This is a genomic window from Priestia sp. VA7 (genome assembly GCF_055710015.1).
The window spans coordinates 295,651-322,125 of sequence record NZ_JBVQPN010000004.1; the positions used below are offsets into that span (position 1 = coordinate 295,651).

Annotated in this window: 32 protein-coding genes; 24 read left to right on the plus strand and 8 right to left on the minus strand. The window is 37.6% G+C overall.

Annotated elements, in window-relative coordinates; genetic code table 11:
- The 8 genes from cbiB to rarD all read left to right on the plus strand — a co-directional run bounded on the left by cbiB (position 1) and on the right by rarD (position 5,944).
- Positions 1–987 (plus strand): adenosylcobinamide-phosphate synthase CbiB, encoded by a 987-nt coding sequence (cbiB, locus tag AC0C45_RS19320; RefSeq protein ID WP_016763833.1) that lies wholly within the window; start codon positions 1–3, stop codon positions 985–987.
- Entirely contained in the window at positions 962–2,041 is a 1,080-nt protein-coding gene (gene cobD / locus AC0C45_RS19325; protein ID WP_237893910.1) for a threonine-phosphate decarboxylase CobD, read from the plus strand. Before cbiB ends, cobD begins: the two co-directional genes overlap by 26 nt.
- On the plus strand, positions 2,038–2,598 hold the full coding sequence (locus AC0C45_RS19330; RefSeq protein WP_047932795.1) for a bifunctional adenosylcobinamide kinase/adenosylcobinamide-phosphate guanylyltransferase: 561 nt from the start codon (positions 2,038–2,040) through the stop codon (positions 2,596–2,598). Before cobD ends, AC0C45_RS19330 begins: the two co-directional genes overlap by 4 nt.
- Positions 2,595–3,368 carry an adenosylcobinamide-GDP ribazoletransferase gene (gene cobS / locus AC0C45_RS19335; protein ID WP_016763836.1) on the plus strand — a complete coding sequence of 258 codons (774 nt, stop codon included), beginning with the start codon at positions 2,595–2,597 and terminating at the stop codon, positions 3,366–3,368. The genes AC0C45_RS19330 and cobS overlap by 4 nt, the downstream gene beginning before the upstream one ends.
- Positions 3,326–3,940, plus strand: coding sequence for a histidine phosphatase family protein (locus AC0C45_RS19340; RefSeq protein ID WP_047932793.1), 615 nt, complete (start codon positions 3,326–3,328; stop codon positions 3,938–3,940). Before cobS ends, AC0C45_RS19340 begins: the two co-directional genes overlap by 43 nt.
- On the plus strand, positions 3,892–4,317 hold the full coding sequence (locus AC0C45_RS19345; protein ID WP_034652720.1) for a bifunctional adenosylcobinamide kinase/adenosylcobinamide-phosphate guanylyltransferase: 426 nt from the start codon (positions 3,892–3,894) through the stop codon (positions 4,315–4,317). The genes AC0C45_RS19340 and AC0C45_RS19345 overlap by 49 nt, the downstream gene beginning before the upstream one ends.
- A complete protein-coding gene (locus AC0C45_RS19350) occupies positions 4,314–4,883 on the plus strand; it encodes a cob(I)yrinic acid a,c-diamide adenosyltransferase (RefSeq protein WP_013056705.1) in 570 nt (189 codons plus the stop codon). The genes AC0C45_RS19345 and AC0C45_RS19350 overlap by 4 nt, the downstream gene beginning before the upstream one ends.
- A gap of 134 nt (positions 4,884–5,017) precedes the next feature.
- Complete coding sequence (gene rarD, locus AC0C45_RS19355; RefSeq protein ID WP_013056706.1) at positions 5,018–5,944, plus strand: EamA family transporter RarD; 927 nt, start codon at positions 5,018–5,020, stop codon at positions 5,942–5,944.
- A 91-nt stretch (positions 5,945–6,035) separates the two neighbouring features.
- Here the strand turns inward: rarD and AC0C45_RS19360 are convergent, their stop codons facing one another.
- Positions 6,036–6,362 carry a MerR family transcriptional regulator gene (locus tag AC0C45_RS19360; protein WP_013082852.1) on the minus strand — a complete coding sequence of 109 codons (327 nt, stop codon included), beginning with the start codon at positions 6,360–6,362 and terminating at the stop codon, positions 6,036–6,038.
- A 300-nt stretch (positions 6,363–6,662) separates the two neighbouring features.
- Between AC0C45_RS19360 and AC0C45_RS19365 the strand changes: the two genes are divergently transcribed.
- Entirely contained in the window at positions 6,663–6,821 is a 159-nt protein-coding gene (locus AC0C45_RS19365; protein WP_013056708.1) for a hypothetical protein, read from the plus strand.
- Between the two features lie 32 nt (positions 6,822–6,853).
- Here AC0C45_RS19365 and AC0C45_RS19370 read toward each other — a convergent pair whose 3' ends face one another.
- Positions 6,854–7,774 carry a CobW family GTP-binding protein gene (locus AC0C45_RS19370; protein WP_016763839.1) on the minus strand — a complete coding sequence of 307 codons (921 nt, stop codon included), beginning with the start codon at positions 7,772–7,774 and terminating at the stop codon, positions 6,854–6,856.
- 253 nt (positions 7,775–8,027) lie between these two features.
- On the opposite strand from AC0C45_RS19370, the gene panE reads away from it, so the two are divergent.
- Positions 8,028–8,957: a 2-dehydropantoate 2-reductase gene (gene panE / locus AC0C45_RS19375; protein WP_034652712.1), complete on the plus strand. Its 930-nt coding sequence runs from the start codon at positions 8,028–8,030 to the stop codon at positions 8,955–8,957.
- The gene (locus AC0C45_RS19380; RefSeq protein WP_016763841.1) at positions 8,957–9,757 is read left to right on the plus strand and encodes a GIY-YIG nuclease family protein; all 801 of its coding nucleotides are present in this window, start codon (positions 8,957–8,959) and stop codon (positions 9,755–9,757) included. Before panE ends, AC0C45_RS19380 begins: the two co-directional genes overlap by 1 nt.
- A 50-nt stretch (positions 9,758–9,807) precedes the next feature.
- On the opposite strand, the gene AC0C45_RS19385 is transcribed toward AC0C45_RS19380, so the two are convergent.
- On the minus strand, positions 9,808–10,119 hold the full coding sequence (locus tag AC0C45_RS19385) for a hypothetical protein (protein ID WP_016763842.1): 312 nt from the start codon (positions 10,117–10,119) through the stop codon (positions 9,808–9,810).
- 243 nt (positions 10,120–10,362) lie between these two features.
- On the opposite strand from AC0C45_RS19385, the gene AC0C45_RS19390 reads away from it, so the two are divergent.
- The 4 genes from AC0C45_RS19390 to proC are packed head-to-tail and all read left to right on the plus strand — an operon-like array spanning position 10,363 to position 13,137.
- Positions 10,363–11,250: a 5'-3' exonuclease gene (locus AC0C45_RS19390; RefSeq protein ID WP_016763843.1), complete on the plus strand. Its 888-nt coding sequence runs from the start codon at positions 10,363–10,365 to the stop codon at positions 11,248–11,250.
- 46 nt (positions 11,251–11,296) lie between these two features.
- Complete coding sequence (locus tag AC0C45_RS19395) at positions 11,297–11,644, plus strand: YojF family protein (protein ID WP_013056714.1); 348 nt, start codon at positions 11,297–11,299, stop codon at positions 11,642–11,644.
- 23 nt (positions 11,645–11,667) lie between these two features.
- Positions 11,668–12,330 (plus strand): bacillithiol biosynthesis deacetylase BshB2, encoded by a 663-nt coding sequence (bshB2, locus tag AC0C45_RS19400; RefSeq protein ID WP_013056715.1) that lies wholly within the window; start codon positions 11,668–11,670, stop codon positions 12,328–12,330.
- A gap of 3 nt (positions 12,331–12,333) precedes the next feature.
- A complete protein-coding gene (gene proC, locus AC0C45_RS19405) occupies positions 12,334–13,137 on the plus strand; it encodes a pyrroline-5-carboxylate reductase (RefSeq protein WP_472928568.1) in 804 nt (267 codons plus the stop codon).
- Between the two features lie 160 nt (positions 13,138–13,297).
- Here proC and AC0C45_RS19410 read toward each other — a convergent pair whose 3' ends face one another.
- Complete coding sequence (locus AC0C45_RS19410) at positions 13,298–13,696, minus strand: thiol-disulfide oxidoreductase DCC family protein (RefSeq protein ID WP_013056717.1); 399 nt, start codon at positions 13,694–13,696, stop codon at positions 13,298–13,300.
- Positions 13,697–13,845: 149 nt separating this feature from the next.
- On the opposite strand from AC0C45_RS19410, the gene AC0C45_RS19415 reads away from it, so the two are divergent.
- Positions 13,846–14,412, plus strand: coding sequence for an RNA polymerase sigma factor (locus tag AC0C45_RS19415; RefSeq protein ID WP_016763845.1), 567 nt, complete (start codon positions 13,846–13,848; stop codon positions 14,410–14,412).
- On the plus strand, positions 14,409–15,170 hold the full coding sequence (locus AC0C45_RS19420) for an anti-sigma factor (RefSeq protein ID WP_016763846.1): 762 nt from the start codon (positions 14,409–14,411) through the stop codon (positions 15,168–15,170). Before AC0C45_RS19415 ends, AC0C45_RS19420 begins: the two co-directional genes overlap by 4 nt.
- 42 nt (positions 15,171–15,212) lie before the next feature.
- On the opposite strand, the gene AC0C45_RS19425 is transcribed toward AC0C45_RS19420, so the two are convergent.
- Positions 15,213–15,647: an Hsp20/alpha crystallin family protein gene (locus AC0C45_RS19425; protein WP_013082862.1), complete on the minus strand. Its 435-nt coding sequence runs from the start codon at positions 15,645–15,647 to the stop codon at positions 15,213–15,215.
- A 229-nt stretch (positions 15,648–15,876) separates the two neighbouring features.
- Between AC0C45_RS19425 and AC0C45_RS19430 the strand changes: the two genes are divergently transcribed.
- Positions 15,877–16,257 carry a helix-turn-helix transcriptional regulator gene (locus AC0C45_RS19430; protein ID WP_013056721.1) on the plus strand — a complete coding sequence of 127 codons (381 nt, stop codon included), beginning with the start codon at positions 15,877–15,879 and terminating at the stop codon, positions 16,255–16,257.
- A gap of 374 nt (positions 16,258–16,631) precedes the next feature.
- Positions 16,632–16,910 carry an AbrB/MazE/SpoVT family DNA-binding domain-containing protein gene (locus AC0C45_RS19435; protein ID WP_025752053.1) on the plus strand — a complete coding sequence of 93 codons (279 nt, stop codon included), beginning with the start codon at positions 16,632–16,634 and terminating at the stop codon, positions 16,908–16,910.
- A gap of 86 nt (positions 16,911–16,996) precedes the next feature.
- Here AC0C45_RS19435 and AC0C45_RS19440 read toward each other — a convergent pair whose 3' ends face one another.
- Positions 16,997–18,370 carry an MATE family efflux transporter gene (locus tag AC0C45_RS19440; protein ID WP_034652701.1) on the minus strand — a complete coding sequence of 458 codons (1,374 nt, stop codon included), beginning with the start codon at positions 18,368–18,370 and terminating at the stop codon, positions 16,997–16,999.
- A gap of 220 nt (positions 18,371–18,590) precedes the next feature.
- Between AC0C45_RS19440 and AC0C45_RS19445 the strand changes: the two genes are divergently transcribed.
- Positions 18,591–19,343, plus strand: coding sequence for an SDR family NAD(P)-dependent oxidoreductase (locus AC0C45_RS19445; protein ID WP_047932786.1), 753 nt, complete (start codon positions 18,591–18,593; stop codon positions 19,341–19,343).
- Positions 19,344–19,373: 30 nt separating this feature from the next.
- Here AC0C45_RS19445 and AC0C45_RS19450 read toward each other — a convergent pair whose 3' ends face one another.
- A complete protein-coding gene (locus AC0C45_RS19450) occupies positions 19,374–20,885 on the minus strand; it encodes a phytoene desaturase family protein (RefSeq protein WP_047932784.1) in 1,512 nt (503 codons plus the stop codon).
- Positions 20,886–21,021: 136 nt separating this feature from the next.
- Here AC0C45_RS19450 and AC0C45_RS19455 point away from each other — a divergent pair, with 136 nt between their 5' ends.
- Entirely contained in the window at positions 21,022–22,125 is a 1,104-nt protein-coding gene (locus tag AC0C45_RS19455) for a glycosyltransferase family 2 protein (protein WP_472928573.1), read from the plus strand.
- Positions 22,068–22,580: a glycosyl-4,4'-diaponeurosporenoate acyltransferase CrtO family protein gene (locus AC0C45_RS19460; RefSeq protein WP_233335142.1), complete on the plus strand. Its 513-nt coding sequence runs from the start codon at positions 22,068–22,070 to the stop codon at positions 22,578–22,580. Before AC0C45_RS19455 ends, AC0C45_RS19460 begins: the two co-directional genes overlap by 58 nt.
- Positions 22,581–22,582: 2 nt before the next feature.
- Here AC0C45_RS19460 and AC0C45_RS19465 read toward each other — a convergent pair whose 3' ends face one another.
- A complete protein-coding gene (locus AC0C45_RS19465; protein WP_013082868.1) occupies positions 22,583–23,035 on the minus strand; it encodes a hypothetical protein in 453 nt (150 codons plus the stop codon).
- A 670-nt stretch (positions 23,036–23,705) separates the two neighbouring features.
- Here AC0C45_RS19465 and ltaS point away from each other — a divergent pair.
- Positions 23,706–25,643, plus strand: coding sequence for a lipoteichoic acid synthase (gene ltaS, locus AC0C45_RS19470; RefSeq protein WP_047933186.1), 1,938 nt, complete (start codon positions 23,706–23,708; stop codon positions 25,641–25,643).
- A 166-nt stretch (positions 25,644–25,809) separates the two neighbouring features.
- Positions 25,810–26,454 carry a 5-bromo-4-chloroindolyl phosphate hydrolysis family protein gene (locus AC0C45_RS19475; protein WP_013082869.1) on the plus strand — a complete coding sequence of 215 codons (645 nt, stop codon included), beginning with the start codon at positions 25,810–25,812 and terminating at the stop codon, positions 26,452–26,454.
- Positions 26,455–26,475: the final 21 nt, after the last annotated feature.

Sequence of the window (26,475 nt, forward strand, 5' to 3'; positions counted from 1 at the left end):
ATGAGTATTACACAAGCGATAATTGCACACATGACGGCCATGACGATTGCTTTACTAATTGACCGAATTATAGGCGATCCCGAAAATTGGCCGCATCCCGTTCGCTGGTTTGGCAAATGGATTTATTGGATAGATTCTAGATTAAATAAAGGTGCAGGAAGACGATTTAAAGGATTGCTTCTTGTGATAAGTATGGCTGTGCTCGCAGGAGTTGTTCCCTTTTTGTTCCTCCATGCTTTGTACGGAGTTCATTTTATAGCAGGTGTTTTAGTAGAGGGCGTAATGATTGCGACTACTATATCCACTCGTTCTTTAAGCGAAGCTGCCTATAAGGTACAAAAGCCGCTTCAGCTAGGAGATATGGAGAAAGCTAGATATGAAGTAAGTATGATTGTGGGACGAGATACAGATCGTTTGTCAGAAGGAGAAATTGCCAGAGCGACGGTAGAGACCGTGGCTGAAAATACAAGTGATGGTATTACAGCTCCGCTTTTTTATGCATTTATAGGAGGAGGAGCCCTAGCCTTTTTTTACCGAGCTATTAACACATGTGATTCGATGGTTGGGTACAAAAATGACCGCTACTTTCTGTTCGGCTACTTTAGTGCAAAAACCGATGACGTATTAAACTATATTCCAAGTCGGTTAACTGCAGTGGTGATGACGGCTGTTAATGTAGCAAAAAGCCAGTATTCTCTTGGGCATGTAACGAGTTTGATTAAGCGTGATGCTAAGAAGCATCCCAGCCCAAATAGCGGATACGGGGAAAGCGCAGTGGCTGCTCTGTTAGGTATTCAACTCGGCGGGCTTAATACATATAAAGGCATAGAATCTAATCGTGCAAAAATGGGTGAACCGCTCATTCCTCTGCAAGCCGGTCATATTGAACAAGCTGTTTTCATTATGAAAAGGACGGTCTATGCTACGTGGTTATTATATCTTTTGTTAGGAGGAGTTATTAGTGCTATTACCTACACATGGAGCTAATCCTAATGTCTTTTTAAAAGCAATAGGGGCTGAGAATTTGTCGCATATAAAAGACTTTAGCGTGAATACAAATCCTTTAGGGGCTCCCCTTGTGCTTCACGAAAAGTGGAACGAATTCAAGGGTGCAGCGTTTAGTTATCCTGACCCTCAAGTAACGGAGCTGAAAAATAAACTTGCAGCTCATCATCATGTTTCAGCTGCTCAAGTGCTGCCTACAAATGGCGCCGCTGAAGCGTTTTTCCTTATTGCTTCGTTATTTTCAGGAGAGAAAGCAGGGATTGTACAGCCGACTTTCGTTGAATATGAACAGGCAAGTAAAGCTTATGGATGTGAAGTGACATACGTTCCTTTAGCTGAAGAAAATGGCTGGAGCTGGGATATAGAGTTGATTATGAGTATTCTTCCGGACATAAAAGTACTGTGGATTTGTCATCCAAATAATCCAACGGGCGTTATGTATAGTCATGAGGAATGGATGAAAGTAGTAAAAGCTGCTGCTCATCATGGTACATACTTAATGATTGATGAGGCATTTATTGATTTTGTCGAACATCAGCCTTCATTTGATTCTCTTATTCTGGATTATGAGCATATCATTGTTGTGCGTTCCATGACAAAGATGTTTAATATTGCCGGGGTTCGTCTTGGCTATATTTTGGCAAATGAAAAAATCATTAGCAAGATGGCTAAAAAGCAGCCTCCTTGGAGTGTAAATGGATTGTCGCAGCAAATAGGCATGATATGTGTGAATGAAAAAGATTTTGTAAAAGAAACCGTACATTATATTAAACAAGAACGGGAACGGACCTTGAGTGAACTAAAGGAATGGGGGCTTTTGGTTTCTCCTTCTCAAACAAACTATTATCTTTGCAGCGTTCCGTCTTCTATTAAAACGCGCGAATGGCTTGTCTATTTAGCAAGCCATGGCGTGGTAGCTCGTCATACTGAAAACTTTCCATTTTTAAATGGACGCTATATCCGTTTGGCTGTGAAAACGAAAGAAGAAAATGACTATTTACTTAACGTAATCAAACAAGGACTTGATGAAATATGATCATCTTTATTAGCGGAGGCGTTCGAAGCGGAAAATCAAGTGCAGCGGAGAACATGGTTCAAACTTTTTGTACAAAGCGCGCTGTTTATATTGCCACAAGCAGGCAAACAGATAAGGAAATGCAAAAACGCATCCAGCTTCATCAAAAAGAACGCCAAGCAGCGAACACGCCTTGGGTAACGATCGAGCAGTCTGTAGATTTACAACAAATTCTGCCAAATCTTCAAAGTGATGATGCTATACTTTTGGATTGTGTCACGAACTGGCTTGCCAATGAGCTTTTTTTAACAGAAAAAAGGTGGCAAACAAAAGAAGGGAAACAAGCGGTTTTTCGTCATATGACAGAAACGCTCGATAAGCTGTTTGCGCAGTCTCAGACGGTTGTGCTAGTATCTAATGAACTGTTTGAAGCGGGCGTATTAGAAGAGCCCACATATAGCTATATGAAGATATTAGGGAAATTACATCAGTATATTGTAGAAAAAGCAGATGTGGCTATTTGTGTAGAAGCGGGAATCTATCGTTTTAAAAAAGGAAAGGAATGTGTAGATATATGAAAGAATGGATAGCCATACTACGGATTTCTCTCCAGTTTTTTACGATCTTACCACTAGCTAAAACTGTTCAATGGACTGAAAAAAGAACGGCACGCTCACTTTTTGTACTGCCTTGGATTGGTATGTTACTAGGCTTGATGTTTTATAGCTTTTTACAGCTGCTTCAATCTTCACCTATCACTACGATTGTTGATAGTATTTTAGTTTTGCTTTTACCGCTTGTTTTAACGGGTGGCCTTCATTTAGACGGCTGGATGGACGTAAGCGATGCGTATTTTTCTCATCAGTCAAAGGAAAAAAAACTGCAGATTTTAAGTGATCCGCACGTTGGGTCTTTTGCTATTCTTTCTCTTATGGTTCTGCTGCTGCTGCGTTTTAGTGCGATCTATGAATTAGTGTCTCTTTCTTCTTTATCAATTTGGGCATGCTTAATTGTCTTTACCCTTCCAAGAATTGGAGCAGCCTTTTCGTTGATGAGAGATAAGCCCGCTAAAGATACGGGTCTGGCTGCTTATTTTCAACAAGGAGTCACCAAACGGTCTATTTACGGATTTATCATCATGAGCCTATTCTTAGTTGCTATTTTCGTTATTTTTATGGACAATAAATTCATTATTCTTTTCTTTGCCGGTTTTTTATGGCTCTGGATACGATTTTATCGTTCGCAGTTTGGTGGCGTAACAGGAGATGTTATAGGGGCAACCATTGAAGGAGGAGAAACATTTTTATGGATAATTCTTTGGTTATCACATGTATTCGTCACGGCATGACGCTTGAAAATCAACAGAAAAAATATATAGGGTGGAGTGATCCGCCTTTAAGTATAGAAGGGAAAAATGAATTGAAAGAGCTTTTTCTAGAACCTCAGCTCGTTATTTCCAGTGACTTAAAAAGGTCGCTAGAAACAAGTGCAGTTGTTTTTCCAAAATCTCAGGTGGTTAAAAATAAAAATTGGCGTGAGCTGCATTTTGGAGATTGGGAAGAGAAGACGTATGAAGATTTAAAAAACATACGGGCGTATAGAAATTGGATTGATCACTGGACAGAACATACGCCTCCGAATGGTGAAAGCTTCTCAAACTTTTCAAACCGAGTTTGGGCAGCGTGGGAAGAAGCGGTCGATTTGGCGGCCAGTCAGCAATTGCGTCACATTGCTATTGTGTCGCATGGCGGCCCACTGCGTTTACTTGCATCCCATTTTAAACAGACAGCGTCGCTTTGGGATGTTTCTTTTTCTTATGGAGAAGGTTTTTCAGTAGCGTGTACATACAAACAGGCAAAGGAGAGAAGAGCATGCATTTCGTATTCGGCGGTGCATTTACCGGCAAAAGAAAATGGGTGAAGCAGCATTATGCCAGTGAGTCGGTAAAATGGCATTATTTGTATGAAGACCCTGTTTTACCAGTGCTTGAGTTCGAAGAAAGTTACATAGTGCTAGAAGGATTTGAGCACTATGTTAAGGAATTAATACATAGCGAGTTGGAGTCTCCGCACCTTGTTGTTAAAAAGTTAATACAGAAGTGGAGAGACAGCGGTGTATGGGAAAAGTTAATAGTGATTGGAACTGAAGTCGGCAAAGGGATTGTTCCTTTAGATCCAACAGAGCGGCAGTGGAGAGATGAATGCGGGTATGCGTATCAGCATTTAGCGGCACATGCCCGGAAAGTAGATCACATTTGGTACGGAATTGCTAATCGATTGAAGGAGGAAATACAATGAACATTTACACAAAAACAGGGGACAAAGGGCAGACAAGCTTAATTGGAGGACGAGTAAATAAAGATGATATTCGAGTGGAAGCATATGGTACGATTGATGAGCTAAATGGCTTTGTAGGTCAAGCGATTTATCAGCTGGATGAAACAACATTAAAAGATGTAAAAGAAGAGCTAATTACGATTCAACATGAGCTATTTGACTGTGGAAGTGATTTAGCATTTGCAAAAGATGATCATCCGTACAAAGTAACAAACGACATGATATCAGTACTTGAAAAGCGCATTGATGTCTATATGTCAGAAGCGCCGGCCATTGAGCGTTTTATTTTACCTGGAGGCACACCTGCAGCGACAACGCTTCACATTTGCCGGACGATTACACGCCGCGCAGAACGGCTTGTTGTTGGCGTGCAGCGTGAGTATAAAATTAATGCGGCGGTGCTTCAGTATTTAAATCGTTTATCCGATTACTTCTTTGCTGCGGCTCGAATCGCTAACGCGCGAGAAAATGTACAAGATGTAGAGTATATTCGCAGTGCCAAAGTATTCAAACAGCCTAAAAAATAAGGTATAAAAAACGGTCGAGCTAAAAGCGATCGTTTTTTTATGAGCTATTTCGATAGGCAAAATAAAACTATAAAAAAGAGGTAAATGCATCTATAATGATAAGAGACAGAGAGATAAAGAAAAGAGGTTGAGAAATGAATCAAGATTCTAAGCGGGCAGGTATTGTTTATACAGCCAGCGCTTACGTTATGTGGGGGCTTTTTCCGCTTTACTGGAAGCTTCTTGGCGAGGTGAATGCGAATGAAATACTCGCTCACCGTGTCATATGGTCATTTGTTTTTATGCTTTTACTTTTGCTTGTGACAAAGCAAATGAGTGCTTTAAAGAAGACGCTTGGTTTATTATTTCGTAATACGAAACAAGCGGTCATTTTATTTGTGGCTTCAGTGCTGATCAGCATCAACTGGTTCGTTTACATTTGGGCGGTTAATCATAATCATATTATTGAAACAAGTTTAGGTTACTACATCAACCCGCTCGTTAGTATTTTACTTGGTATAGTCGTTTTAAAAGAGAAGCTTAATTTTTGGCAGGGTGCTTCTGTTGGATTAGCTGCTATAGGTGTTATCGTTATGACAGTTACATACGGGCATATCCCATGGGTATCATTAAGCTTAGCGTTTAGCTTTGGTTTGTACGGACTTGTAAAAAAGACTATTCAATTAGAAGCAAAAGTAGGATTAACGATTGAAACGATGATGGTTGCACCTATTGCGGTTATTTATTTTATTTTTCTTTTAGTGAAAGGATCTTCAAGTTTTTCTCTTCAGTCGCTTGATCTGAGTGCTCTTTTAATTGGAGGTGGTGTTGCTACAGCTATGCCACTACTATATTTCGCTAAGGGGGCCCCTCTTATTCCGCTATCGATGGTCGGTTTTTTACAGTACATTGCTCCTACCATGACGCTTTTATTAGGGGTATTCGTGTATCATGAACCGTTTTCTAGCGTAGAGATGATTGCCTTTTTGTTCATTTGGGGCGGATCGGTTATGTTCATTTTATCTAAAACGAAGTTCATGAGTTCTCATCAGCCGAAATTCTTTAAAGGGCGCTCAGCTTAACGGACAAAAAAGCGGATATCTTTAGATATGCGCTTTTTTGTTTGCCGTAAAGAAATAAAAACGGAGACGGGAAAGTCACCGTATGTATACTTTATAGCTTCCGCTTGAAATGAGCGTTCAACTGACCTTGAAGCATTTGGTTTTTTACTTCTTTCATTTTTCTCGCTTCATCTTTTTTGGCCAATTCTGTGCGTATTTCACTCGTTTGAACTCCTTCTTCTATGCGATCGGCAATATCCATTAATCGTTCGACGTCTGAAAACGAATATTTCCGGATACCCGTATTGGTTCGGTCCGGAAAGAGCAGGCTTCTTTTCTCGTAGTAGCGAATTTGTCTTTCTGATAAACCGGTTAATTCTTTTACAATCCCAATAGACATGACTTTTTTATCTCGATATGACGCTTCATTCGTAGACAATCTCCCTCACCCCTGAGTACGTAGTAGTATGTTATTATTATTATAAAGGAAAAAAATACAAAAAATTATAACATGTAATATATTCTAACATATATATGTTATATTATTGAATTACTATGTGAGAAAAAGTGACATAAATAATGAAATAGGGAAAAGAGTCCTATAAACTAATGATTAACTCGATCCCAAGTGGTTAACCATACAGGATAAAGCCTTGTGGTTAATCACTTGCTTTCAAAATGATGAATAGAAAATAAATGTGAGAATATACATAAATTCTAAAAGGAAAGGGCGTTTTAAATGGCTGTGCAACAATTGAAAAAAGAAGAGATTATTGAGCTGGCAAAAGAAATTATTGAACTTGATTTGAAAAGAGATGAAAAATTTGAAGAGTTGACAGAGTTAGCCGGAAATCGTGCATATGAAATTTTGCGCAGAGTACAAAATGCCTGTTTATAAGTAATAAAAAAATCCCGCTCTAGGCGGGATTTTTAATTGGACTGCTGTTCAAGATTAAATAATTCTTGTTTCATCTTAGTGTGGTCGAGGTTTTCCCCTATAAAGACAAGAGTGGTGGGCAGCTTCATCATTTCTTTCATATATAGAGGCATGCCGTATGAATATTGAAACGAATACGTATCATCCGAATGAGTAAAGCGCATATAGCCTTTAATACGATAGATGGTATCTGGCATTTGGCGTAGCCAATTTTCAAATAATTCAAGATCCACGTTTTTTGTAAACTCATATACAAATGTTTTCAAATGAAGATGATCTTCAACATGAGCCTTATGGTGCGGCTGTTTTTGAGACAGCTGAGCTCTTTGAATCAGGTCAAGCTTCACGCGGGAAAATGTCGTTAATAATGTTATTGCACGAGCGTTAATTGATTGAACCTCAAAAAGCAGGGAAGACTTTTCTGCCTCAGACAGCATGTCCGTTTTATTTAATAAAATTACATCCCCATGTTTTACTTGTTCTTGAAGAAGTTTTTGAAGTTGAATGCTTAAGGACCCACGTTCTTTCCACCTTGTTGCATCGAGTGTGGTGATAATACTTTTAATCGTGACTTGATGCGCAAAAAGAGGAGACATACAGGCATCCAACACTTCAATGGGATGTGCAACTCCGGTTGTCTCTATATAGATAGCATCCAATGTGTTCTCCTGTAGAAGTGAATGAAGCTGAGTTTCAAATTGACCTTGAATAGTACAGCACACGCAGCCGTTTAGCAATTCTTTTAACGGCGTGTCTTTTTCTACTTCATTTGAGTCAATCGAAACTTGGCCAAGCTCATTCATCACAACAGCAATGTTGCGATTACGATCTTTTTCTTGCTGAAGCAGCTGTTTAAGCAACGTTGTTTTTCCGCTGCCTAAAAATCCAGATAAAATGTAGATTTCTGTTTTCATTTCAGTCTCTCCTATGTAAATAACATTGTTTAAATCGAAACTTTTCCGATTGCGGATTGATAAATAGTATATCCAAGAGGGGATAAATGTTTAAGCGTAAATTTTTATGCTTTTTTTGTATTCATTATAACAACTTTAAAAGCACTATGGCTATCTTTTGTAAAAAACTCAAAATACAATGAAATAAGAATATTATAAAATTTCAAACCAGCTGTGCTACAATAAAAGAAAAAGAAAAAGGGGAGCAAAAGTTATGCGAATATTAGTTTTAGGCGCAGGCGGCGTTGGAGGTTACTTTGGAGGCAGGCTCGTGGAAAAAGGAGAGGATGTGACTTTTCTTGTCAGAGATCGCAGAAAAAAAGAGCTGGAACAAAATGGACTTGTTATCAAGAGCATACACGGTGACTTCACTTCACCTGTACAAGCTATTACAAAATCTGAGGTGAAAGAGCCTTATGATGTTATTTTGTTCACAACTAAGGCTTATCATCTTAAACAAGCAATTGAGGATGTGCGTCCTTTTGTAGGGAATCAGACAGTTGTCGTACCTTTGTTAAATGGTATGGCTCACGTGGGTCCTTTACAAGAAGCATTTGGGGAAGAAAAAGTCATTGGAGGACTGTGCTTTATTGAAACAACTTTAAACAAAGATGGAGAGGTCGTCCAGACGAGTCCTGCTCACAGACTTGTATTCGGTGAATTTAAGCAGAAGGAAACAGAAAGATTACAACTGATTGAGCAAGCGTTCAGTGGTACAAAAGCTTCGTTTGTAAAAAGTTCATATATTGAACAGGATATGTGGCATAAGTATTTATTTATTACGGTTATGTCAGGCATGACCACTCTTATGCGCGCACCTGTTGGCCCAGTGCTAGCGGCAAAAGGAGGGCGTCAATTCGTACAAGAGCTTTTTAAAGAAGTTGAAAATATTATGATGGCATACGATGCACCATTAGCTGAAGGGATTATTGAACAGCATATGAATACGATGGACAAAATGACGTATGACATGAAGTCATCGATGCAGCGTGATATGGAAAAAAGTTTTCAAATTGAAGGAGACCACCTTCAAGGATATTTGCTGACATTAGCTGAAAAATCGTCTATACACGTACCGCTTCTTCAAACTGTGTATACGCATCTAAAAGTGTATGAAGAAATGTTAAAAGGTTATCAAAAATAATGACAGCGAAAATTGATTTAGCAGTCATGCAGGTACTGCAGAAGCTGCTAAGTACAGCAGAAATAGGACAAATTCCTTCCGCTCCCGGCATTTATTTTTTCTTTGATAAACCGGGCAGGCTTTTGTATATCGGAGCAACGACGGGCTCTCTATTAGAAAGAGTAAGAGCTCACGTTGCAGGAAAAGGCGTTAGCAACACAAAAAAATTCCACAAAGAAATTTGTGCTGTTGGATATATTGAAGTGCATGGATTAAAAAAAGAATTAGATATGCTGAGAACGATGCTTGTAAATGGTTATTTTCCAAAATACAATAAACAAGATGTAAAAAGAGAAAATGAATACGACATTTACACCGTTCACGGCAGGGTCCTCGGAGATACAGGAGTTGATAAGAAAAAAGTCTCCAAGCGAAAAACGGTGCTAAAGCCAACGTTGAAAGAGATAGAGATTCGTCAAGAAAACAGTGATATTACATATGCACGAGTCGCAAATATGAATGCTGAAGATCGAGTGAAAAAGTTGTGGTCTTGTCAAGAAGCAGGAGCGCAGCTACATCTTCCCGAGTCGAAAGTGTTAGCAATAAGTGACCGGCTCTTAAAAGAGCAGTATACATTTCAGCGGGATATGAAAAAGAATATGATGTTTACGATGCGGGATTTAGTTGTTATTCAAGTGTTGTTAAATTTAAATCCGACCCATGATTTGAAAAAACGAGAAATAAAGGAAGCCATCAGTTTAGTGCGTAAATTTGGCATAGAAGAAGCTCTTCGCATCTCTGAAAAATTACTCAAAACGTAATAAAATCCATGATCATTGTGATCATGGATTTTATCATTTATCATTCACACTTAAGCTAATTCGTCAATAACTTTTGGTAGAGCCATAATGGAAATAACGCAAAGTGAACTGACAACTTGATGCATTTCAAAAATGGCAATGATGAATAACATCAGTGATATATATAATTGAAGGCCTTTTAATCCCCACGGCTTGCGATCGAAAAAAAAGTCGCTAAGTACAAATACAAAGAAAATGAGCGAACTGAACAAAATAATCATGGATGTAGACATGGAACGATCATAAGCAATGATAAATAACAAAGCGAGAAGCGACACAACAGATATAACTTTTAATGTTTTAATCATCGTGTTTTTATTCACTTTTTTCACCTTCATTTGTAGGATTGATCTTTCATCCTCATTTTATAGGATAGTCAAAAGTTCTAAAAGCCAAACGAATAAATCATAACAACAATTTAACATCTTTATACTACATTTACATTGAGAGAAAAAAATGGGCGTGTTTTGAGCTTTGTGCGCTTCATTGACGCGTGCAAAGAACAAGTGCTATAGTATGTTTGCTCTAAAAGCTAAAGGAGCAAAGTTTTCAAAGGACGTGACTATGTGAACGAAACACTATTAGTAATTGACGGATTTAATTTATTAAGCCGCTGTTATTTTGCTACTTCTTATGGCAGAGATGAAGCAGCGTTGACAAGAAATAGTAAGGGCCAATTTACGAATGCCCTCAGAGTAACGATTCAAAAAATGCATGCATTGATTCACCAATATGAGCCAAGCCATATTTTCGTCGCTTGGGATGTTAAGCGTGAGGATACAAAACGTAAAGATACATACGCCCTATATAAGCAAACAAGAGCAGAGCTGCCTGAGCCGCTGATTCAGCAGTATGAAACGTTAAAACAATTTTTTGACACAGTAGGCATTTATCAAATGTCATTGTCTTCTTATGAAGCAGATGATTTAATTGGAGCACTTGTAAGCAAGTGGAGTAAGGAAAAGCAAAGTCCAGGGTACATCTATAGCAATGACCGAGACTTGCTTCAGCTCCTAGATCAACATATTTCGCAAATTATTGCCAAAAAGCAGGTTGGCGATCTTGTTTATGGCTTCAAGCACTTTCAAGAAGAATATAATATTCATCCTCGTCAATGGGTGGACGTAAAAGCATTGCTTGGTGACAAATCGGACAATATTCCGGGTGTTCCTGGTGTAGGAGAAAAAGCCGCACTGCCTCTTATTCAACAATATGGCTCTATCCATGAAATTTATGCACAAATTGAACAATTAGATCCAGCTTTTAATCGTTACAAAAAAAAGCTGACCGAAGGAAAAGAACTAGGTATGCTTAGTCGTGAACTTGCTGAGATTATTATAGACATTCAAGAAATCAGTATGTTAAATTGGGAAGAATTAACATTTATGTATGATTATGAACGATGGAATAAAGAAATTCAAAGTCTAGAACTAAACATTAGGATTCGCTCATGATTTTTAGTACAATACAATTTATGAACATGAGAAAGGAGTAACAAGCGTGCAACCAATTCATAAAGAAACAGTCCAAAAAAAAATACAAACATTTTTAAATAAAGACGTATATGTACACCTTGAAACGACAAACGGTGCATATGCTTCACACGTAAATGAAAAAGTAATGACAGTTGGGGCTTTTATTCGCAATGGTAAAGTCACTATTTCAAACGGAAAGATAACTGGAGAAGGTCCTTATCGTGTAGGTCTTCAAATTGATTTAGGATGGATTTATGCAGAGGGATTAACAGATTGGGAAATTGATGAAGAAGGCCGACTTCTTCTAGCTGGGCATGACTTTGAAGGTCGTTTAGCAGTTGCCCTTCAATTAAGTGAACATCCGTTTTCATAAGAGAAAAGAGAGGAGAATAGAATATGGAAGAAAGATTATTAATTGTATTTCCGCATCCTGACGATGAAGCATATGGAGCAGCAGGAATGATCACGCAAGCTAGACAAAAAGGAACGCCCGTTACATATGCCTGTGTTACGCTAGGTGAAATGGGACGAAATATGGGTAGGCCGCTGTTTGCTAACCGTGAAACTTTACCTCAAATCCGAAAAAAAGAACTTTTAGATTTAGCGAACGTTTTAGATATTCAAGATTTGCGTATGCTAGGGCTTCGTGATAAAACGCTGGAATTTCTTGATATTGATGTTTTTGCAGATAAAATTGAAGAAATCATTAACGATGTAAAGCCGACTCACATTTTAACACATTACCCTGGCTTTGCGGTACACCCTGATCATAATGCTACGGGTGCAGCTACGATTCAAGCGGTAAAACGTATGCCGAAAGAAAAGCGTCCGGTTGTTTGGTGTCATGCATTTTCAAAAGATCGTATTGAACATATTGGAGAACCAGATGTTATTTTTGATGTAACAGCGATGAAAGATAAAAAAATTGAAGCGTTAAAAGCCCATCGTTCTCAAACAGAAGGAATGATGAACGCAATTGACTTCGACCGCTTATCTGACTATCCGCAAATGGAACGTTTATTAACTAGAGAAGAATTCTGGACATATAACTGGGAGTAACAGATGAAAAAACAGCGAATTTTATTTATTGGAGCAGGACGAATGGCTGAAGCTGTAGCGGCTGGTTTGGTTACGAGCAGCGCTGACAGTATTGAGGCAGTGGTGATGTCAAACAACGGAGATATTGAGCGGTTACAGCGTGTTGAAAAAACGTACGCCGTACAAACGACGCAAAATTGGCGTCAAGAAGTTGACAATTCGGATGTTATTATTTTAGCGATGCCTCCCGAGGCCCATCCTTCCGTGCTCAAGGAACTTTCGACTCATTTAAACCAACAATTTGTCGTAACGTTAGCGGCAGGAGTTGGTCCGAGTTACTTAGAAAATCACCTTCCGCAGGATACGCCTGTCGCTTGGATTATGCCAAATACAGCTGCTATGATTAGACACTCGATGTCACTGTATACACTTGGAACTTTTGCCACAAAAGAGCATAAAGAAGTGCTTCAAATGATTTTAAAAGGAATTGGTGAAGCGCATGAATGTTCAGAGAAAGAAGTACATGAGCTAACGGCTGTAACCGGCAGTGCACCTGCGTTTTTATATTATTTTGCAGAATCGTTAATTGATGCAACTACTGCTTACGGTGTGGATGAAAAAACAGCCAAAGATTTAGTTATTCAAATGATGTATGGCTCTGTACAAATGCTGCATGAAACCAAAGATCCTGCGTCTTTAAGAGAGCAAGTAACAACTCCAGGCGGCGCTACTGCCGAAGGGTTAAAAGTGATGAAAGAACAAGACTTCTCCCTAATAATAAAGCAGGCAATTGAAGCAACGAATAAAAAAGCAATGGGTGGAAGTTAAAAAAACTCGTACAACCATATGTTAGCTGAAAAATCCGAACTATAGTTCAGCATTCTTTCATTGGAATGTTGAATCAGTTCGGATTTTTTAATGAATAGACTTCCTTAACACACATATATTCCTCTTTGAAACTGTTTTTTTCTCTATGTCCCAAACTTTTTTAGTCATCAACAAACCGCTTTTTCGTATCAGAAGTTGGGAGCATGCAGTGCTGCTGTTTGCCAAACCACTTATATCGATTGCGAGCGATCCAGTTGTATACTATATCTCGAATAGGCGCAGGAATGATAATGAAAGCATATAAAAATTTAACGGGTCCATCTAAGCGCTTGGCGATTTTTAAAGCAGCCGTTGATTTTACATATCTTTGGTTTCCATGAATATATACAATGCTGTCTAATTGCTCAGGAAGCAAGCCGTGAGAGGCTAGCTGCTGCTTTCCGAAATCTGATTGAAGAGAAGCGAAAGAAAACAAAGCTTGTTCATCATGTTTAATAATATATTGAACACTGCTATTACATAAATTACATATACCATCAAAAAGAATTAAATGTTTCATCGGACGATTTCGCTCCTATTCCATACAAAAAGTATAATTACTTGTCATTTTTGAAAAATAAAGGTACGTTTAAAAGATGTGAAAGTGATCCAAATTCAAAGGTAATTCGATTATATAATAAGGACTCATAAGAGTTAAAGGAGAAGGGTATGAAAGAGCAAAACGACGTTGTCTTATACAATAGAATAAAAGAACGAGACAAAAAAGCCCTTGAACTGCTGTATGACAAGTATGAGCGAATTCTTTATTCGTTTATATACCGGTTAACAAATAGCTCTGATATTGCTGAAGAAGCTGTTCAAGAAGTGTTTATTAAGCTGTGGAGAGGAAAGGGAGTTTACAGCGATGAAAAAGGGAAGTTTTCATCATGGCTGTTTACGATTACAAGAAACACCGCGATTGATATTGTAAGAAAAAGAAAAAACGATCCTATTTTCTCAGAAGAAATTTTTGATTTTATTGAAGATGATTATCCTCAGATTGACGAGCAGCTTCAGTGGAAAGAAGAACAGCAGAGAGTACGGCACGCTGTATCAAAATTGTCTGAAGACCAAAAAAAGATTATTCAATCCGTTTATTTTAAGGGATTAACGCAGCAAAAAGTAGCAGAAGAGCAGCAAATCCCATTAGGAACAGTAAAGGGTAGGGTGCGATTAGCGTTGCGGAAATTAAAAACATATTTAGGTACTGATGCAGAAGGGAGAGCTGATTCATGAGTATGTGCAATAAACTAATTGATTACTATAATGATCAGTTGACTTCCCATGAGAAAAAAGAGTTTGAAATGCACTTGAAAAACTGTCAAAGCTGTCAAGAAGAACTAAGAGAGCTAGAGGAAGTTCTTGGAGATCTAACGTATTTGACACCAGAACAATCTCCTCCGCCAGAAATGAAACAGCGAATACTTGCGAATGTATTCGAAGAAGAACAAGGCGAGACAAAGAGGGAACCAATCGCTTTAAAAAATGAAAAACAACATGCTGCGTCTAAGAAATCAAATAAAAAGTCCATCATTATTGGATTAGCTGCGGCACTTCTTTTATCTCTTGCAGGAAACAGCTACTTTCTGTTGAAAGATGGAGACAAAGGCAAACAAGAGCCAAATGTTTCGGTTGCTCCTCAAAACGAACCTCTTACATCTGAAAAAACAATGAAGCTGCAGGCAGAGCCGAACGTTTCTGGCGAAGCAACAGCATCTCTTACGAAAAAGGGTGGAAATCTAAATGTGGTTATTCAAGCGAATAACTTGAAAAACGTAAAGGGGAATGAAGTCTATCAGGTGTGGCTCATAAAAGGTGATAAGCCTCATCCGGCAGGTGCTTTTGTAACAGATAAAAATGGAAACGGGACAGTGGTCTATACGATGAGCCAAAAAGAACAGACTGAAAAGTGGGATGTTATGGCAATTACTTTAGAACCGAACGCGAATAATAAGACGCCAAAAGGAAACATTGTGTTAAGTTCAGCGCTCTAACAAAAACCCTTCTGCTAACAGAAGGGTTTTTGTTACGTGCAGTTAATCATCTTCAAATTGTATAGCAATGGTTTGATCATTTTCTATCTTATTCAGTCGAATTTCCAATAATCCATTTTTGTACTTAGCGCGAACTGGTTCGTCTGTGTAGTGAAAAGGAAGTTTGACCGTGCGAGAAAATACGCCTGTATGGCGCTCGTTGAGCTTTAACTTTTGTTTAGATGCTTCATAAGCATAAGGAACGTTTCCTTCAACTGTTAATATATTTGCGTCCAACTTGATTTGAATGTCGTTAGTTGAATGCAGTCCAGGAACCTCAACGACAATAATGCCTTCTTTATCAGTTTCATATAAGTCGACGTTTGGAAATCGCTTGGGCAAGATGTGATTTAAATCGCTCCAAAAGTGATTTCCAAGCATATCTTCTACCTTATGCTGAATCGAACCCCAATCAATCTCTTCATATTTTTTACTCAAAGGAAACCCTCCTTATATTCACGTAAATTCCTTCTATATATATGAAAAAAAGAAAATTCAATGCCTGCTTACAAAAAATGAGAAAAACACGTAAATAAGTGAAAAAATGTGAGAAAAAAAAGAGATTTTGAGTGAAAAAGAAGGATTATGTAGAATAAAAAAAGTATAATTACGTATAGAGCTTTCTATTATCCTGAATGAAAGCAAGTATGTGAAGGAGGAAGTTGAGATGAGAGAAAAGCGTACATCCAGTGGTTTTCTATTAAAACAACGTGCTTTCTTAAAATTATATATGATTACAATGACGGAGCAAGAGCGTCTGTATGGCCTTCGGTTATTAGATGTGTTGAGAGATGAATTTCGCCCTTTTGGGTTCAAACCTAATCATTCTGAGGTATACAAAGCTCTTCATGACTTGATTGAAGACGGTGTCCTCAAACAGGTGAAGCGTAAAAAAGAAGGAATGAAGCTTCAAGAAGTGGTTTATTATACATTTACAAATGAGGGAGAAGAGAAAGCTAAATTATATAAAAAACAATTAAAAGTAGAGCTGGAGCGGTGTGAAGCTATGATTCAAAAAGCTATTCGTGACAACTTCGGGTCCAAATGAACGTGTCTTTAGTTAGAAAAGACACGTTTTTTCTATAGCTGATTTTGTCGTCTTATGTCGGAATAAAAGTTATAAAATGGGTACAAAGTAGTGTAAAAGATGGATATATAGTTATATTATGGATAAAATACACACTTTTAACATATATGGATGAATTCGATTTTAAAGATTATGCACTATTCATAAATAGTGTACGAATTGATATGATACAAAGTGTATATAAATCTATTTAATACGTTATTTGCCATATTTTAAGAACTTATAAACCGTTATCAGACCATCATTCAAGCATTTTGGTTTTAGCAACTCTGACGAATTTGACTAGATTTGTATCGAGAAGATATTATTTGTTTACTATGAAAGGAATGGATTTTATGAAGTCTACAGGAATTGTAAGAAAAGTAGATGAATTGGGTCGCGTAGTAATTCCTATTGAATTGCGCCGCATTTTAAATATCAACACAGGTGATCCAGTAGAAATATATGTTGATGAAGATATTATTATTTTACAAAAGTATAGCCCGTATGGTGCTTGCTTAGTAACTGGGGAAATTACGCGTGAAAACTTAACCTTTGGGAATGGAAACGTTGTGTTAAGTAAAAAAGGTGCGGAACAGCTTTTACAAGAGTTAGAGCGTACCTTAAATAAATAAGAAGTTTTAGGCCTTAGTATAAGGAAGAGTATCAATCCATTTTTAAACTAAAAAAGAACGTTCTTTTGAGAACGTTCTTTTTTTGATTAAGCCGTTCGAGAAGATTTATTCTCCTCTAGCAGCTGCTTTTTTTGTATTTTTATCAAACGATACGCAAGTCCTGTTGCTCCTGCAGCAAGCCCCGCAATTAGTCCAATCCAATAGCCAAACGCCTGCAAATCGGTGTATTTTGCTAAAACAATGCCTAAAGGTAGACCAATTACCCAATAAGATACCAAGGACATTAAAAAGGTAACATTTACATCCTTATATCCTCGTAGAGCGCCTTGAATAGGAGCTTGAAGAGCATCAGAAAGCTGAAAGAAAATTGCATAAATCAAAAAATGAGAAGTTAATGCGAGTACCTCTGCATCTTTTGTATACAAAGAAGCTACTGATTCTCGCAGAGTAAATAAAAGACCTGCGCAAACAAAAGCCATGCCAACAGCGATAGTTACACCGATCCTGCTATAGCTTCGTGCATCTTGATGACGCTTAGCACCTGCTTCAAATCCCACAACAATCGTTAAAGCCATAGAAATACTCAGCGGAATCATATAGAGAAATGAGGCAAAATTAATAGCTGCTTGGTGAGAAGCGATCGTAATGGTATTATATGAGCTCATAAACAGCGTGACGGCTGAAAAAATACTTGTTTCGAAAAAGACCGAAAAACCGATAGGTAAACCAATTTTTAATATTTCTTTCCAAGTAGGAAAAGAGATACGATGAAATCTTTTAAATAAATCGAAGTTAGAAAAAGGTTCTTTTTTATGAATAATTACAATGGATACAATGAGTATGCACCAATACGTAACGGCAGTTGCATAACCAGAGCCTACTCCACCCAAGTGGGGGAAGCCCAGCTTACCGAAGATTAATACATAGTTTAAAGCTACATTAACCGGAAGCCCTAAAATGGTGATAAGCATAGACGTACGAGTTTGCCCTAAAGCATCAATAAAGTTTCGTAAAACCGTATAAATAAAAAGCGGAATAATACCAAAAGATAAAGCAATTAAATACTGTTTGGCAATGCGCATTACGTTTGCTTCTAAATTCATCCCTTTTAAAATAGGATCAACAACAAAAAAGCCGATTAAAATAATAACAACGGCCATTAAAATGGAGACATAAAGCCCTTGAATGACGGAGAACGGAACTTTTTTCTTTTGATTAGCTCCGACAAGCTGTGCAACAATTGGCGTAATAGACATTAAAATTCCGCTTAGCCCTGTAAAAACAGGTACCCATAAGCTTGAACCAATTGCTACCCCTGCCAAGTCATCTGCACTTACCCTTCCTGACATCATCGTATCAAAAAAAGTCATTGAAAACATTCCAAACTGGGTGACCAATATCGGAAATAAAATAAAAACGAACTGCTTAACTTTTTGAGACGTTGAAAACGTTTGTTGCATTAAAAAACCCCCAATTTGAAAACATTTACACCAAAAAGCATTATATCACGCCGTGGCTTGTTTTTGCTAAGGCTTCTGACAATAAATTCAAAGAATGTATCCATAAAACGCGGTGATTTAAAAGGAGTAAAAAGGTAAAACAGTATATGATTTTAATTTTGACATGCAGTGAGCTATGATAGAAAGTATAGTAATTATCATTTAACGTGGAGGGATACGTGTGGATTTACAGTTGCAAAATAAAAATGTACTTATTACCGGTGGGTCAAAAGGAATTGGGAAGGCTATTGCTGCCTCGTTTATTCAAGAAGGAGCAAACGTTGGAATTGCGGCAAGAGGAGAGGAAGCGTTACAGGATGCACAGTCAGAATTAGAAAACGTACGTACATATACAGCAGACCTAACAAACGAATTAGACAGAGTGGCATTAATCGAGAAATTCATTAAAGACTTCGGAAGTATTGATATTTTAATTAATAACGCTGGAGGAAGTAATGGAAGCAAGGCCATGGAAACAGATTTATCCCTTTTCAAAGAAGCGATGGAGCTTAACTATTTTTCAGCTGTCCACTTGAGCAAGCTAGCAGCAGCTCGTATGACAAAAGATGGGGCAATCATTAATGTGACGTCTATTTTCGGAAGAGAAAGTGGAGGGAAAGTCACTTACAATAACGCAAAAGCAGCGCTTATCAGCTTTACAAAGTCGTTTGCAGATGAAATGATTTCTAAAGGAATTCGTGTAAATGGAGTAGCGCCGGGAAGCATTTTGCATGAAACGGGTAATTGGAAAAAAAGAATGGATGAAAATCCGGAGAAGATTAAGCAGTTTGTTGAAAATGAAATACCAGCAGGGCGCTTTGGAGAGCCGGAAGAAGTGGCAAACGCCGTTGTTTTTTTGGCATCTTCTCAAGCTTCATGGATAGTGGGGGCGACGTTAAACGTAGACGGTGGACAGTCAAAAATGAACTTTTAAAAAAGTGCAGGAATTTCCTGCACTTTTTCATTATCCAATATCTTTTTGCATACGAGGAACCTGAAAATCTTCATTAATTGCGTCCGCTGTAAGCTGACCTGATAATGTCACCATTGGCACGCCGCCTCCAGGGTGTGTAGAGCCGCCCACAAAATAAAGGTTAGAAAGAAGCTGACTTCTTGCCGGAATTTTAAAACCTCCATTTTTCTTACGGTCAGTTGCTACGCCATAAATGGACCCGCCGTTAGCACCGTAAAGCTCTTGGATATCATTAGGAGTAAACGTATATTCAAACTCAATGCTTGAACGTAAGTCTTCTAATCCCATTGCCTCAAGCTTTTTCAATACGACATCACGGTAGCGGTCTTTTAATGCAGCCCAGTCGTCGCCTTCCTTTAAGGGAGGTACATGAGTAAGAACGAACAGGTTTTCTTTTCCTTCAGGAGCTTGCGTAGGGTCTGATTTAGACGATACGCCAATGTAAATTGTCGGATCCATGGCTACTTGACCTTTGTTAAAGATTGTATCAAACTCTTCTTTCTGATCCTTTGAAAAGAAGAAATTATGATGTTGAAGCTGCTTGTACTGTTTGTTAACCCCTAATAAAAGAACAAGGCCAGAAACGGTAGGCTCGAATTTAGCAAGCTGCTGAGTTTGCTTAGCTGCTTGCGTATGATTTTTTAATAAATAGCGGTAAGTTGGAATTGCTTCTAGATTAGATACCACAATATCTGCTGATAGATTCTCGCCATTTTTTAGTGAAATTCCAGTTGCCTTTGCTCCGCTTGTTGTGATTTCTTTTACTGACGTATTTAGATGCACAGTGACGCCAAGTTCTTGAAGGAGCTTATCCATCGCTTCAGCGATTTTGTACATTCCGCCTTTTACGTAATAAATACCTAATCCTAGCTGAACGTGAGCGAGCTGTGTTAATACAGCTGGTGCATGGTAAGGAGAAGAACCGATATACATAATTAAAAAATTAAACAATTGACGCAAATGTTTGTTTGAAAAATATTTGCGTGTAGTAGAATCCATAGATCTCATTGGATCCATTTGAAGCAGTTCTTTTACCGTATGCATCGTTCGTAAATCGTGCAGTCCAGATAAACTTTTTTTATAAAAACTTTTTAAGTTCGATTCATACATTTTATTTGCATAAGATAAATAGTCAAAAAAACCTTCAATGTCTTCTGGAGCAAGTTCTTGAAGCTGCTGAAGCATGCGAGGAAGGTCACTGGTCAAATCAATTTGTGTTCCATCTTGGAAAAAAGTTCTCCACTGAGGCTCAATTCGTTCTATTGTTAAGTAGTCGTGGATATTGCGGCCTGCACTTTCAAACAGCTGCTCTAGCACCCACGGCATTGTTAAAATAGAAGGTCCCGTATCGAAAGAAAATCCTTTGCCGCTGCGAATATTTAACTTACCGCCAATTCGCTCGCTTTTTTCAACGACTGTTACATCATATCCATCAGCTGACAGACGAATAGCAGCTGACAGACCACCTAAACCTGCGCCTACAACAATTACTTTCTTTTTCATCTTTTTCCTCCTTATAAAACAAAAGCCAGTTGTCAACAATGTGTATAAAATGACTTCACGCAAAATAAAAATTGGTCTACAACTTTTTATTTTGTCCAGTTCGCTAATTTTCATACGTGAAGGAAAGGAGAAAAGGATGTCTTTTTTACTGGTTGCTCTTGTCTTGACAGGTACGCTTGTCATCACTATCCCTACATTTAAACGTGTAAAAATAGTAAGAAACGATATGTCATGTTTGTCCATTATTATTCCAGCTAGAAATGAAGAAAGAAACCTTACCTTTTTATTGCAGTCACTCCAGTTACGGAACGCTGACTTTGAAGTGATTGTTGTAGATGACAACTCAACAGATAATACTGAGAGGGTAGCCAAAGCATTTGGCGTAAAAATAGTGCAACCGGGCGCACTTCCAGCTGGGTGGCTAGGAAAGTCATGGGCATGCTGGAATGGAGCACGAGAAGCAAAAGGCTCGGTGCTTTTGTTTTTAGATGCTGATATTACAGTAGAGAACGACGGAATTGAAAAAGTGTTTTTCTATTATCAACAGCAAGGGGGTGTGCTATCGGTTCATCCTTATCACCTTGTTAAGAGGCCTTATGAAATGTTTTCTGCTTTATTTCACTATGTTACGTTTGCATCGATTGGCGCGTTTCATCCCTTTAAAAATTGGAAAAGTCCTTCTGTCGGTTTCGGGCAGTGCTTGCTTTGCAGCGCAGCCTCCTACTTTCAAAGCGGAGGCCACGAAGGGATAAAAAAAGAAGTGGTTGAAAATATGGCGCTAGTTGAGAAAATGAACAAACAAGGTGAATTTATTACGTGTATGAGCGGACAGGGAGCTCTTTCCATGCGCATGTATCCAAATGGTATGAAAGGCCTTATAAGAGGGTGGAGTAAAAGTTTTGCTTCAGGTGCGGGGAAAACGGAAGCCATTTATTTATTTCTAGTAAGCTTGTGGCTTACTAGCATGATTAATTATATCCTTTTTTTACCTACTCTATGGAATCAACATGCAGGCTTGGCAATTAGCAGCTATGTTTGCTATGTAAGCCTCTTATTTAATAGCTTAAGAAAAATAGGTTCGTTTACTTTTTTTTCTTTGTGCTTATTTCCTATTCATGTACTGTTTTTTCTGGGCCTATTCGTATGGTCTTTCGTCCAAACGGCGGTGAGAAAGCAAGTTAAATGGAAAGAACGCAGCATATCTATAGAAGAAGAAAAAAAGAAGAAAGTGATAAAATGACAGGTGCTCAGCTCTTAATTAATATCATGGCATGGTTTGTGATTCACATGTTGATCGCCTACAAATGCACAAAAATTTCTGCCTTTTATTTAAAGAAGGACCTTGCGCTGTTTAAGGTTCAAAGCTGGGAAACAGTTGGGATATATAAAAAATTCGGGGTGCACCGATGGAAAACGTGGCTTCCTGATGCAGGAAAGCTATTTAAACGAGGATTTTATAAAAAGAAATGGAAGAGTAGAACGAAGGAATATGCACAGCTTTTTTTAATTGAAACAAATCGAGCAGAGTTAACTCACTGGATCAGCATACTTCCTTCTATTCTTTTTTTTATATGGAACTCTCCTTCTATAGGTGTTTGGATGGTTATTTATGCGATTGTCGCAAACGTACCGTTTATTTTGGTTCAACGATATAATCGAATAAGAATTCATCAAGTCGTTTTGAAACTCAAATGAAATTAATTCACGTGCCTTTGGCTACGAGTAGGGGCCTCGGTTTTTATTTTTTTCTCCTTATTCGAAGACAACAACCTCTTGGATAAAAGAAAAAAAGAAGCAAAGGCGATATAAATACTAAAAAAGACTAAAAATCCCCATAAACCTGCTATGGCATCATCAAATTCCATATTGCCCCGGGTGGTAATTCCTTGCTGAATTTCAATGGCAAAAACTAAGACAAGCATAACGGTAAGGGTATAGATAAAAGAAATAGCTGTAATACTAAATTTCCACTTTGACAATAATTTAAAGATCATATAAACGCTTAAAAACGTGAGCAGTCCAATAATACCAATAATCCAGAAGTGAAGTTCTTTATCTGAAAGAGAAAATCCTAGTAAATAAAAAATATAAATTAATCCGTCGTGCAATACATTAATAATATTTGTAATGAAAACAATACACTCTTTCATTTTTTCTCCTTTATAAAAATGTAAGACGTTTAAACTTCTAGGTATACAAGCATGCATAGCCCATACTCATTCCAATTTTATATAAAAAATGCACTTTCTAGATCAGACGTTAAAGAGATCTGAAATTTCAAAAAATATTTATAATTTATATTATAAACAAAAAGGTAAAAAAATAAAAATTTTCGATGCAAACTGACACATTTTTTTCAAATTTAAAGAAAGAAATAACTCAAAATATGTGGTTTACTGTAGAAAGAAAAGAAAATAAGAGGTATTGGTATAACAAATATTCACAAGTGCTTTTATGCATTCTCTTGTAAAGGAGAAGGAAAACTAAGGCAAGTGTTAAATTTATATGTATAGTGGACAAAATAAAAAATAAATATAAAATAGTGAAACTTAAAGAGAAGCTGTCCGTATTAAATAGTGAGAAGAAAAAAAGCATAGGAAACATTTGTGTTTGAAAGCCTATATAGCTGGGAATAAGAAAGTAGTTATTTTCTCACGTTTGGTGAAAATTATACGTAGCGGTGTTGACAATTTTTTTTAAAGAGTTAAAATGTGAAAGAACAGATTAGCTCTCTTACATTTTTTGTAAGGGAGATTTCTTTTTACATTTACTATAAAAATAAAAGTGAGCTTAAATTTCAATAGAGACAGAGGTGGGAATATGAAACAGCTCATGACAAACGGTAAAAATATTTTTTCGAAACAGCTGCCGTTATTTCTAATTGCAGTTTTGTTGTTTTGGATTAAAACGTATACCGTTTATCGTATCGAATTTAACTTAGGGCTAGATAATTTTATGCAAAAGTTTTTACTTTTCATAAACCCAATTGGTTCGGCAATTTTCTTTTTTGCCATTGCACTACTATTTAAAGGGCGCGGAAAAGTACGAGCACTGCTTGGAATGAATTTTTTACTTTCATTCATCCTGTACGCAAATGTAGTATACTATCGCTTCTTTAATGATTTTATTACTGTTCCTGTATTGACTCAGTCAAACAACTTTGGTCAATTAGGTGGCAGTGCCATGGCTTTAATTAGCCCAACTGATATTTTATACTTCACAGATTTCTTTATTCTTTTAGTTTTAGTAATATGGAAAAAAGTTGACTTACCAGCAACAATTAGTCGACGTACTGTGACAGGTGTATTTTTATCAGGGATTTTATTCTTAAGTGCCAACATCGCACTAGCGGAAATGGATCGTCCTCAACTATTAACAAGAACATTTGACCGCAACTATTTAGTAAAATATTTAGGAACGTATAACTATACGATCTATGACATCATCCAGAGCTCGAAATCTTCAGCACAGCGCGCGCTAGCAGATAGCAGTGATGTGGCTGAGGTAGAGAACTATGCAAAAGCAACATATGCTGAGCCGAACAAAGAATATTTCGGTCAAGCAAAAGGCAAAAACGTCATCTATATTTCATTAGAGTCACTTCAGTCATTTATGATTGGTTATAAGTTAAATGGTGAAGAAGTAACACCATTCTTAAATTCACTATTAAAAGATCAGAACACAATGTATTTCGATAACTTCTTCCATCAAACAGGGCAAGGTAAAACGTCAGATGCTGAATTCATGATGGAGAACTCATTATTCGGCTTACCTCAAGGTTCTGTATTTACAACAAAAGCAAATAACACCTATCAGTCGCTATCTGGTATTCTAGATCAGCAAGGCTATACAACATCTGTGTTCCACGGAAATGGAAAATCGTTCTGGAACCGTGATGAAATGTATAAATCAATGGGTGTAGAAAAATTCTTTGATTCAGCTTATTACAATATGTCAGACGAAGATACGCTAAACTATGGTTTAAAAGATAAACCATTCTTTAAAGAATCAATGCCGTACCTAAAAGGCTTAAAGCAGCCATTTAGCGCGAAGTTCATTACGTTATCAAACCACTTCCCTTATCCGCTAGATAAGGAAGACCAAACGATTGGACCTCACAATACGGGAGATAAGTCAGTTGACCAATACTTCCAAACGGCTCGTTATTTAGATGAATCAATTAAGCAATTCTTTGAGGATTTACAGGCCTCTGGTTTAGCAGACAATACGATGGTTGTGATGTACGGTGACCACTACGGTATTTCTGAAAACCATAAGCGTGCAATGGGCAAAGTAATGGGTAAAAACATCAATGATTTTGAACAAGCTCAGCTGCAGCGCGTACCATTATTTATTACTTCACCAGGCCTTAAAGGCGGCGTAAATCATACGTATGGAGGAGACGTAGATGTTCGTCCAACAGTGATGCATTTATTAGGTCTTGATACAAAAGACTATATTGACTTTGGTACAGACTTATTATCAAAAGAACATCAGCAAGTTGTACCTTTCCGTAACGGTGACTTTGTTACACCTAAGGTAACAAAAGTTGATCAGAAAGTGTATGACAACGCAACGGGCAAGCAGCTTTCAGATAAGGAAGCGAAACAGTATGATAAGTATGATGAACTAGTTAAGAAAAAGCTAGAACTATCAGATAAACTTGTTTACGGAGATTTACTCCGCTTTCATACACCAGAAGGGTTCAAACCAATTGAACGCTCGAAGTATGATTACAACAAGCGCGAAGATCAATAAAAAACAGGCAGCTTTTAATAGCTGCCTGTTTTTTTGGTTTATGAAACCTTTAAAGGTTTTATCCGTATATAAATTATAATAGTAATCGTTTTAAGACACCGGAAGACAATGGTATAATATGTATACGTTTAAAAGTTCGGTCACATTTGAGATAGGAGTGAAAGCGATGAAAGTCGTTCGAATCATAAAAAAGATTCTTGCCATTTGGGCAACAGGAGCAGTAGCCGTTCCGGTCAGCTATTTTGGATTTAGTACCACGATGATTCAATCCCTTGGCATTAGTATAGGAGTAATGGTCGTGATGAGCCTGTTTTTTATTATGAGCAGTGCTCGACGTCATTATCAAAATCCGTATAGAGAAGAAATTGCATACGTTCGTCATCAAGTAAAAGAGGCAAAAAAGCAATTAAGAACCATTGGAAGCTATCGTTTTAAAATTCGGTCTGTTCATATGTGGACAGAACTTTCTAAACTATACAAAGTAGGTAAAAGCATCATTGAAATGGTAGAAAAAGAGCCCGCACGATATAAAGATGTTCAGCCCTTTTTTACGAACTACTTACAATCAACGGTTACCGTCATTGAAAGGTATATGTTTTTATTATCAAAACCAACGAAAAGCATAGAAGTAAAAGAAAGTCTTCATGAAGCGGAAGACATGCTGCGCGGGTTATCAGGGAAGTATGAGCATTTATTAACAAATGCCCTTTCACAAGATAAGCTGACATTAGATGTAGAGCTTAAAGTGCTAAAACAAGCATTTGAAGAAGAGCAGCCGTATATACCGACAGCTACTAATCGCACAAAGTAACGTAAATGCAAAGGATGGGAT

Bases quoted from the DNA above. Each gene is read 5' to 3' on its own strand.
- AC0C45_RS19435 (WP_025752053.1), top strand. From the start codon at position 16,632: ATGAAGTCTACAGGAATTGTAAGAAAAGTAGATGAATTGGGTCGCGTA.
- AC0C45_RS19410 (WP_013056717.1), bottom strand. From the start codon at position 13,696: ATGAAACATTTAATTCTTTTTGATGGTATATGTAATTTATGTAATAGC.
- AC0C45_RS19465 (WP_013082868.1), bottom strand. From the start codon at position 23,035: ATGAAAGAGTGTATTGTTTTCATTACAAATATTATTAATGTATTGCAC.
- AC0C45_RS19475 (WP_013082869.1), top strand. From the start codon at position 25,810: ATGAAAGTCGTTCGAATCATAAAAAAGATTCTTGCCATTTGGGCAACA.
- bshB2 (WP_013056715.1), top strand. From the start codon at position 11,668: ATGGAAGAAAGATTATTAATTGTATTTCCGCATCCTGACGATGAAGCA.
- panE (WP_034652712.1), top strand. From the start codon at position 8,028: ATGCGAATATTAGTTTTAGGCGCAGGCGGCGTTGGAGGTTACTTTGGA.
- AC0C45_RS19455 (WP_472928573.1), top strand. From the start codon at position 21,022: ATGTCTTTTTTACTGGTTGCTCTTGTCTTGACAGGTACGCTTGTCATC.
- cbiB (WP_016763833.1), top strand. From the start codon at position 1: ATGAGTATTACACAAGCGATAATTGCACACATGACGGCCATGACGATT.
- AC0C45_RS19340 (WP_047932793.1), top strand. From the start codon at position 3,326: ATGGATAATTCTTTGGTTATCACATGTATTCGTCACGGCATGACGCTT.
- AC0C45_RS19415 (WP_016763845.1), top strand. From the start codon at position 13,846: ATGAAAGAGCAAAACGACGTTGTCTTATACAATAGAATAAAAGAACGA.
- AC0C45_RS19365 (WP_013056708.1), top strand. From the start codon at position 6,663: ATGGCTGTGCAACAATTGAAAAAAGAAGAGATTATTGAGCTGGCAAAA.
- AC0C45_RS19330 (WP_047932795.1), top strand. From the start codon at position 2,038: ATGATCATCTTTATTAGCGGAGGCGTTCGAAGCGGAAAATCAAGTGCA.
- rarD (WP_013056706.1), top strand. From the start codon at position 5,018: ATGAATCAAGATTCTAAGCGGGCAGGTATTGTTTATACAGCCAGCGCT.
- AC0C45_RS19345 (WP_034652720.1), top strand. From the start codon at position 3,892: ATGCATTTCGTATTCGGCGGTGCATTTACCGGCAAAAGAAAATGGGTG.
- AC0C45_RS19430 (WP_013056721.1), top strand. From the start codon at position 15,877: ATGAGAGAAAAGCGTACATCCAGTGGTTTTCTATTAAAACAACGTGCT.
- AC0C45_RS19370 (WP_016763839.1), bottom strand. From the start codon at position 7,774: ATGAAAACAGAAATCTACATTTTATCTGGATTTTTAGGCAGCGGAAAA.
- AC0C45_RS19350 (WP_013056705.1), top strand. From the start codon at position 4,314: ATGAACATTTACACAAAAACAGGGGACAAAGGGCAGACAAGCTTAATT.
- AC0C45_RS19380 (WP_016763841.1), top strand. From the start codon at position 8,957: ATGACAGCGAAAATTGATTTAGCAGTCATGCAGGTACTGCAGAAGCTG.
- AC0C45_RS19450 (WP_047932784.1), bottom strand. From the start codon at position 20,885: ATGAAAAAGAAAGTAATTGTTGTAGGCGCAGGTTTAGGTGGTCTGTCA.
- AC0C45_RS19460 (WP_233335142.1), top strand. From the start codon at position 22,068: ATGGAAAGAACGCAGCATATCTATAGAAGAAGAAAAAAAGAAGAAAGT.
- proC (WP_472928568.1), top strand. From the start codon at position 12,334: ATGAAAAAACAGCGAATTTTATTTATTGGAGCAGGACGAATGGCTGAA.
- ltaS (WP_047933186.1), top strand. From the start codon at position 23,706: ATGAAACAGCTCATGACAAACGGTAAAAATATTTTTTCGAAACAGCTG.
- AC0C45_RS19440 (WP_034652701.1), bottom strand. From the start codon at position 18,370: ATGCAACAAACGTTTTCAACGTCTCAAAAAGTTAAGCAGTTCGTTTTT.
- cobS (WP_016763836.1), top strand. From the start codon at position 2,595: ATGAAAGAATGGATAGCCATACTACGGATTTCTCTCCAGTTTTTTACG.
- AC0C45_RS19420 (WP_016763846.1), top strand. From the start codon at position 14,409: ATGAGTATGTGCAATAAACTAATTGATTACTATAATGATCAGTTGACT.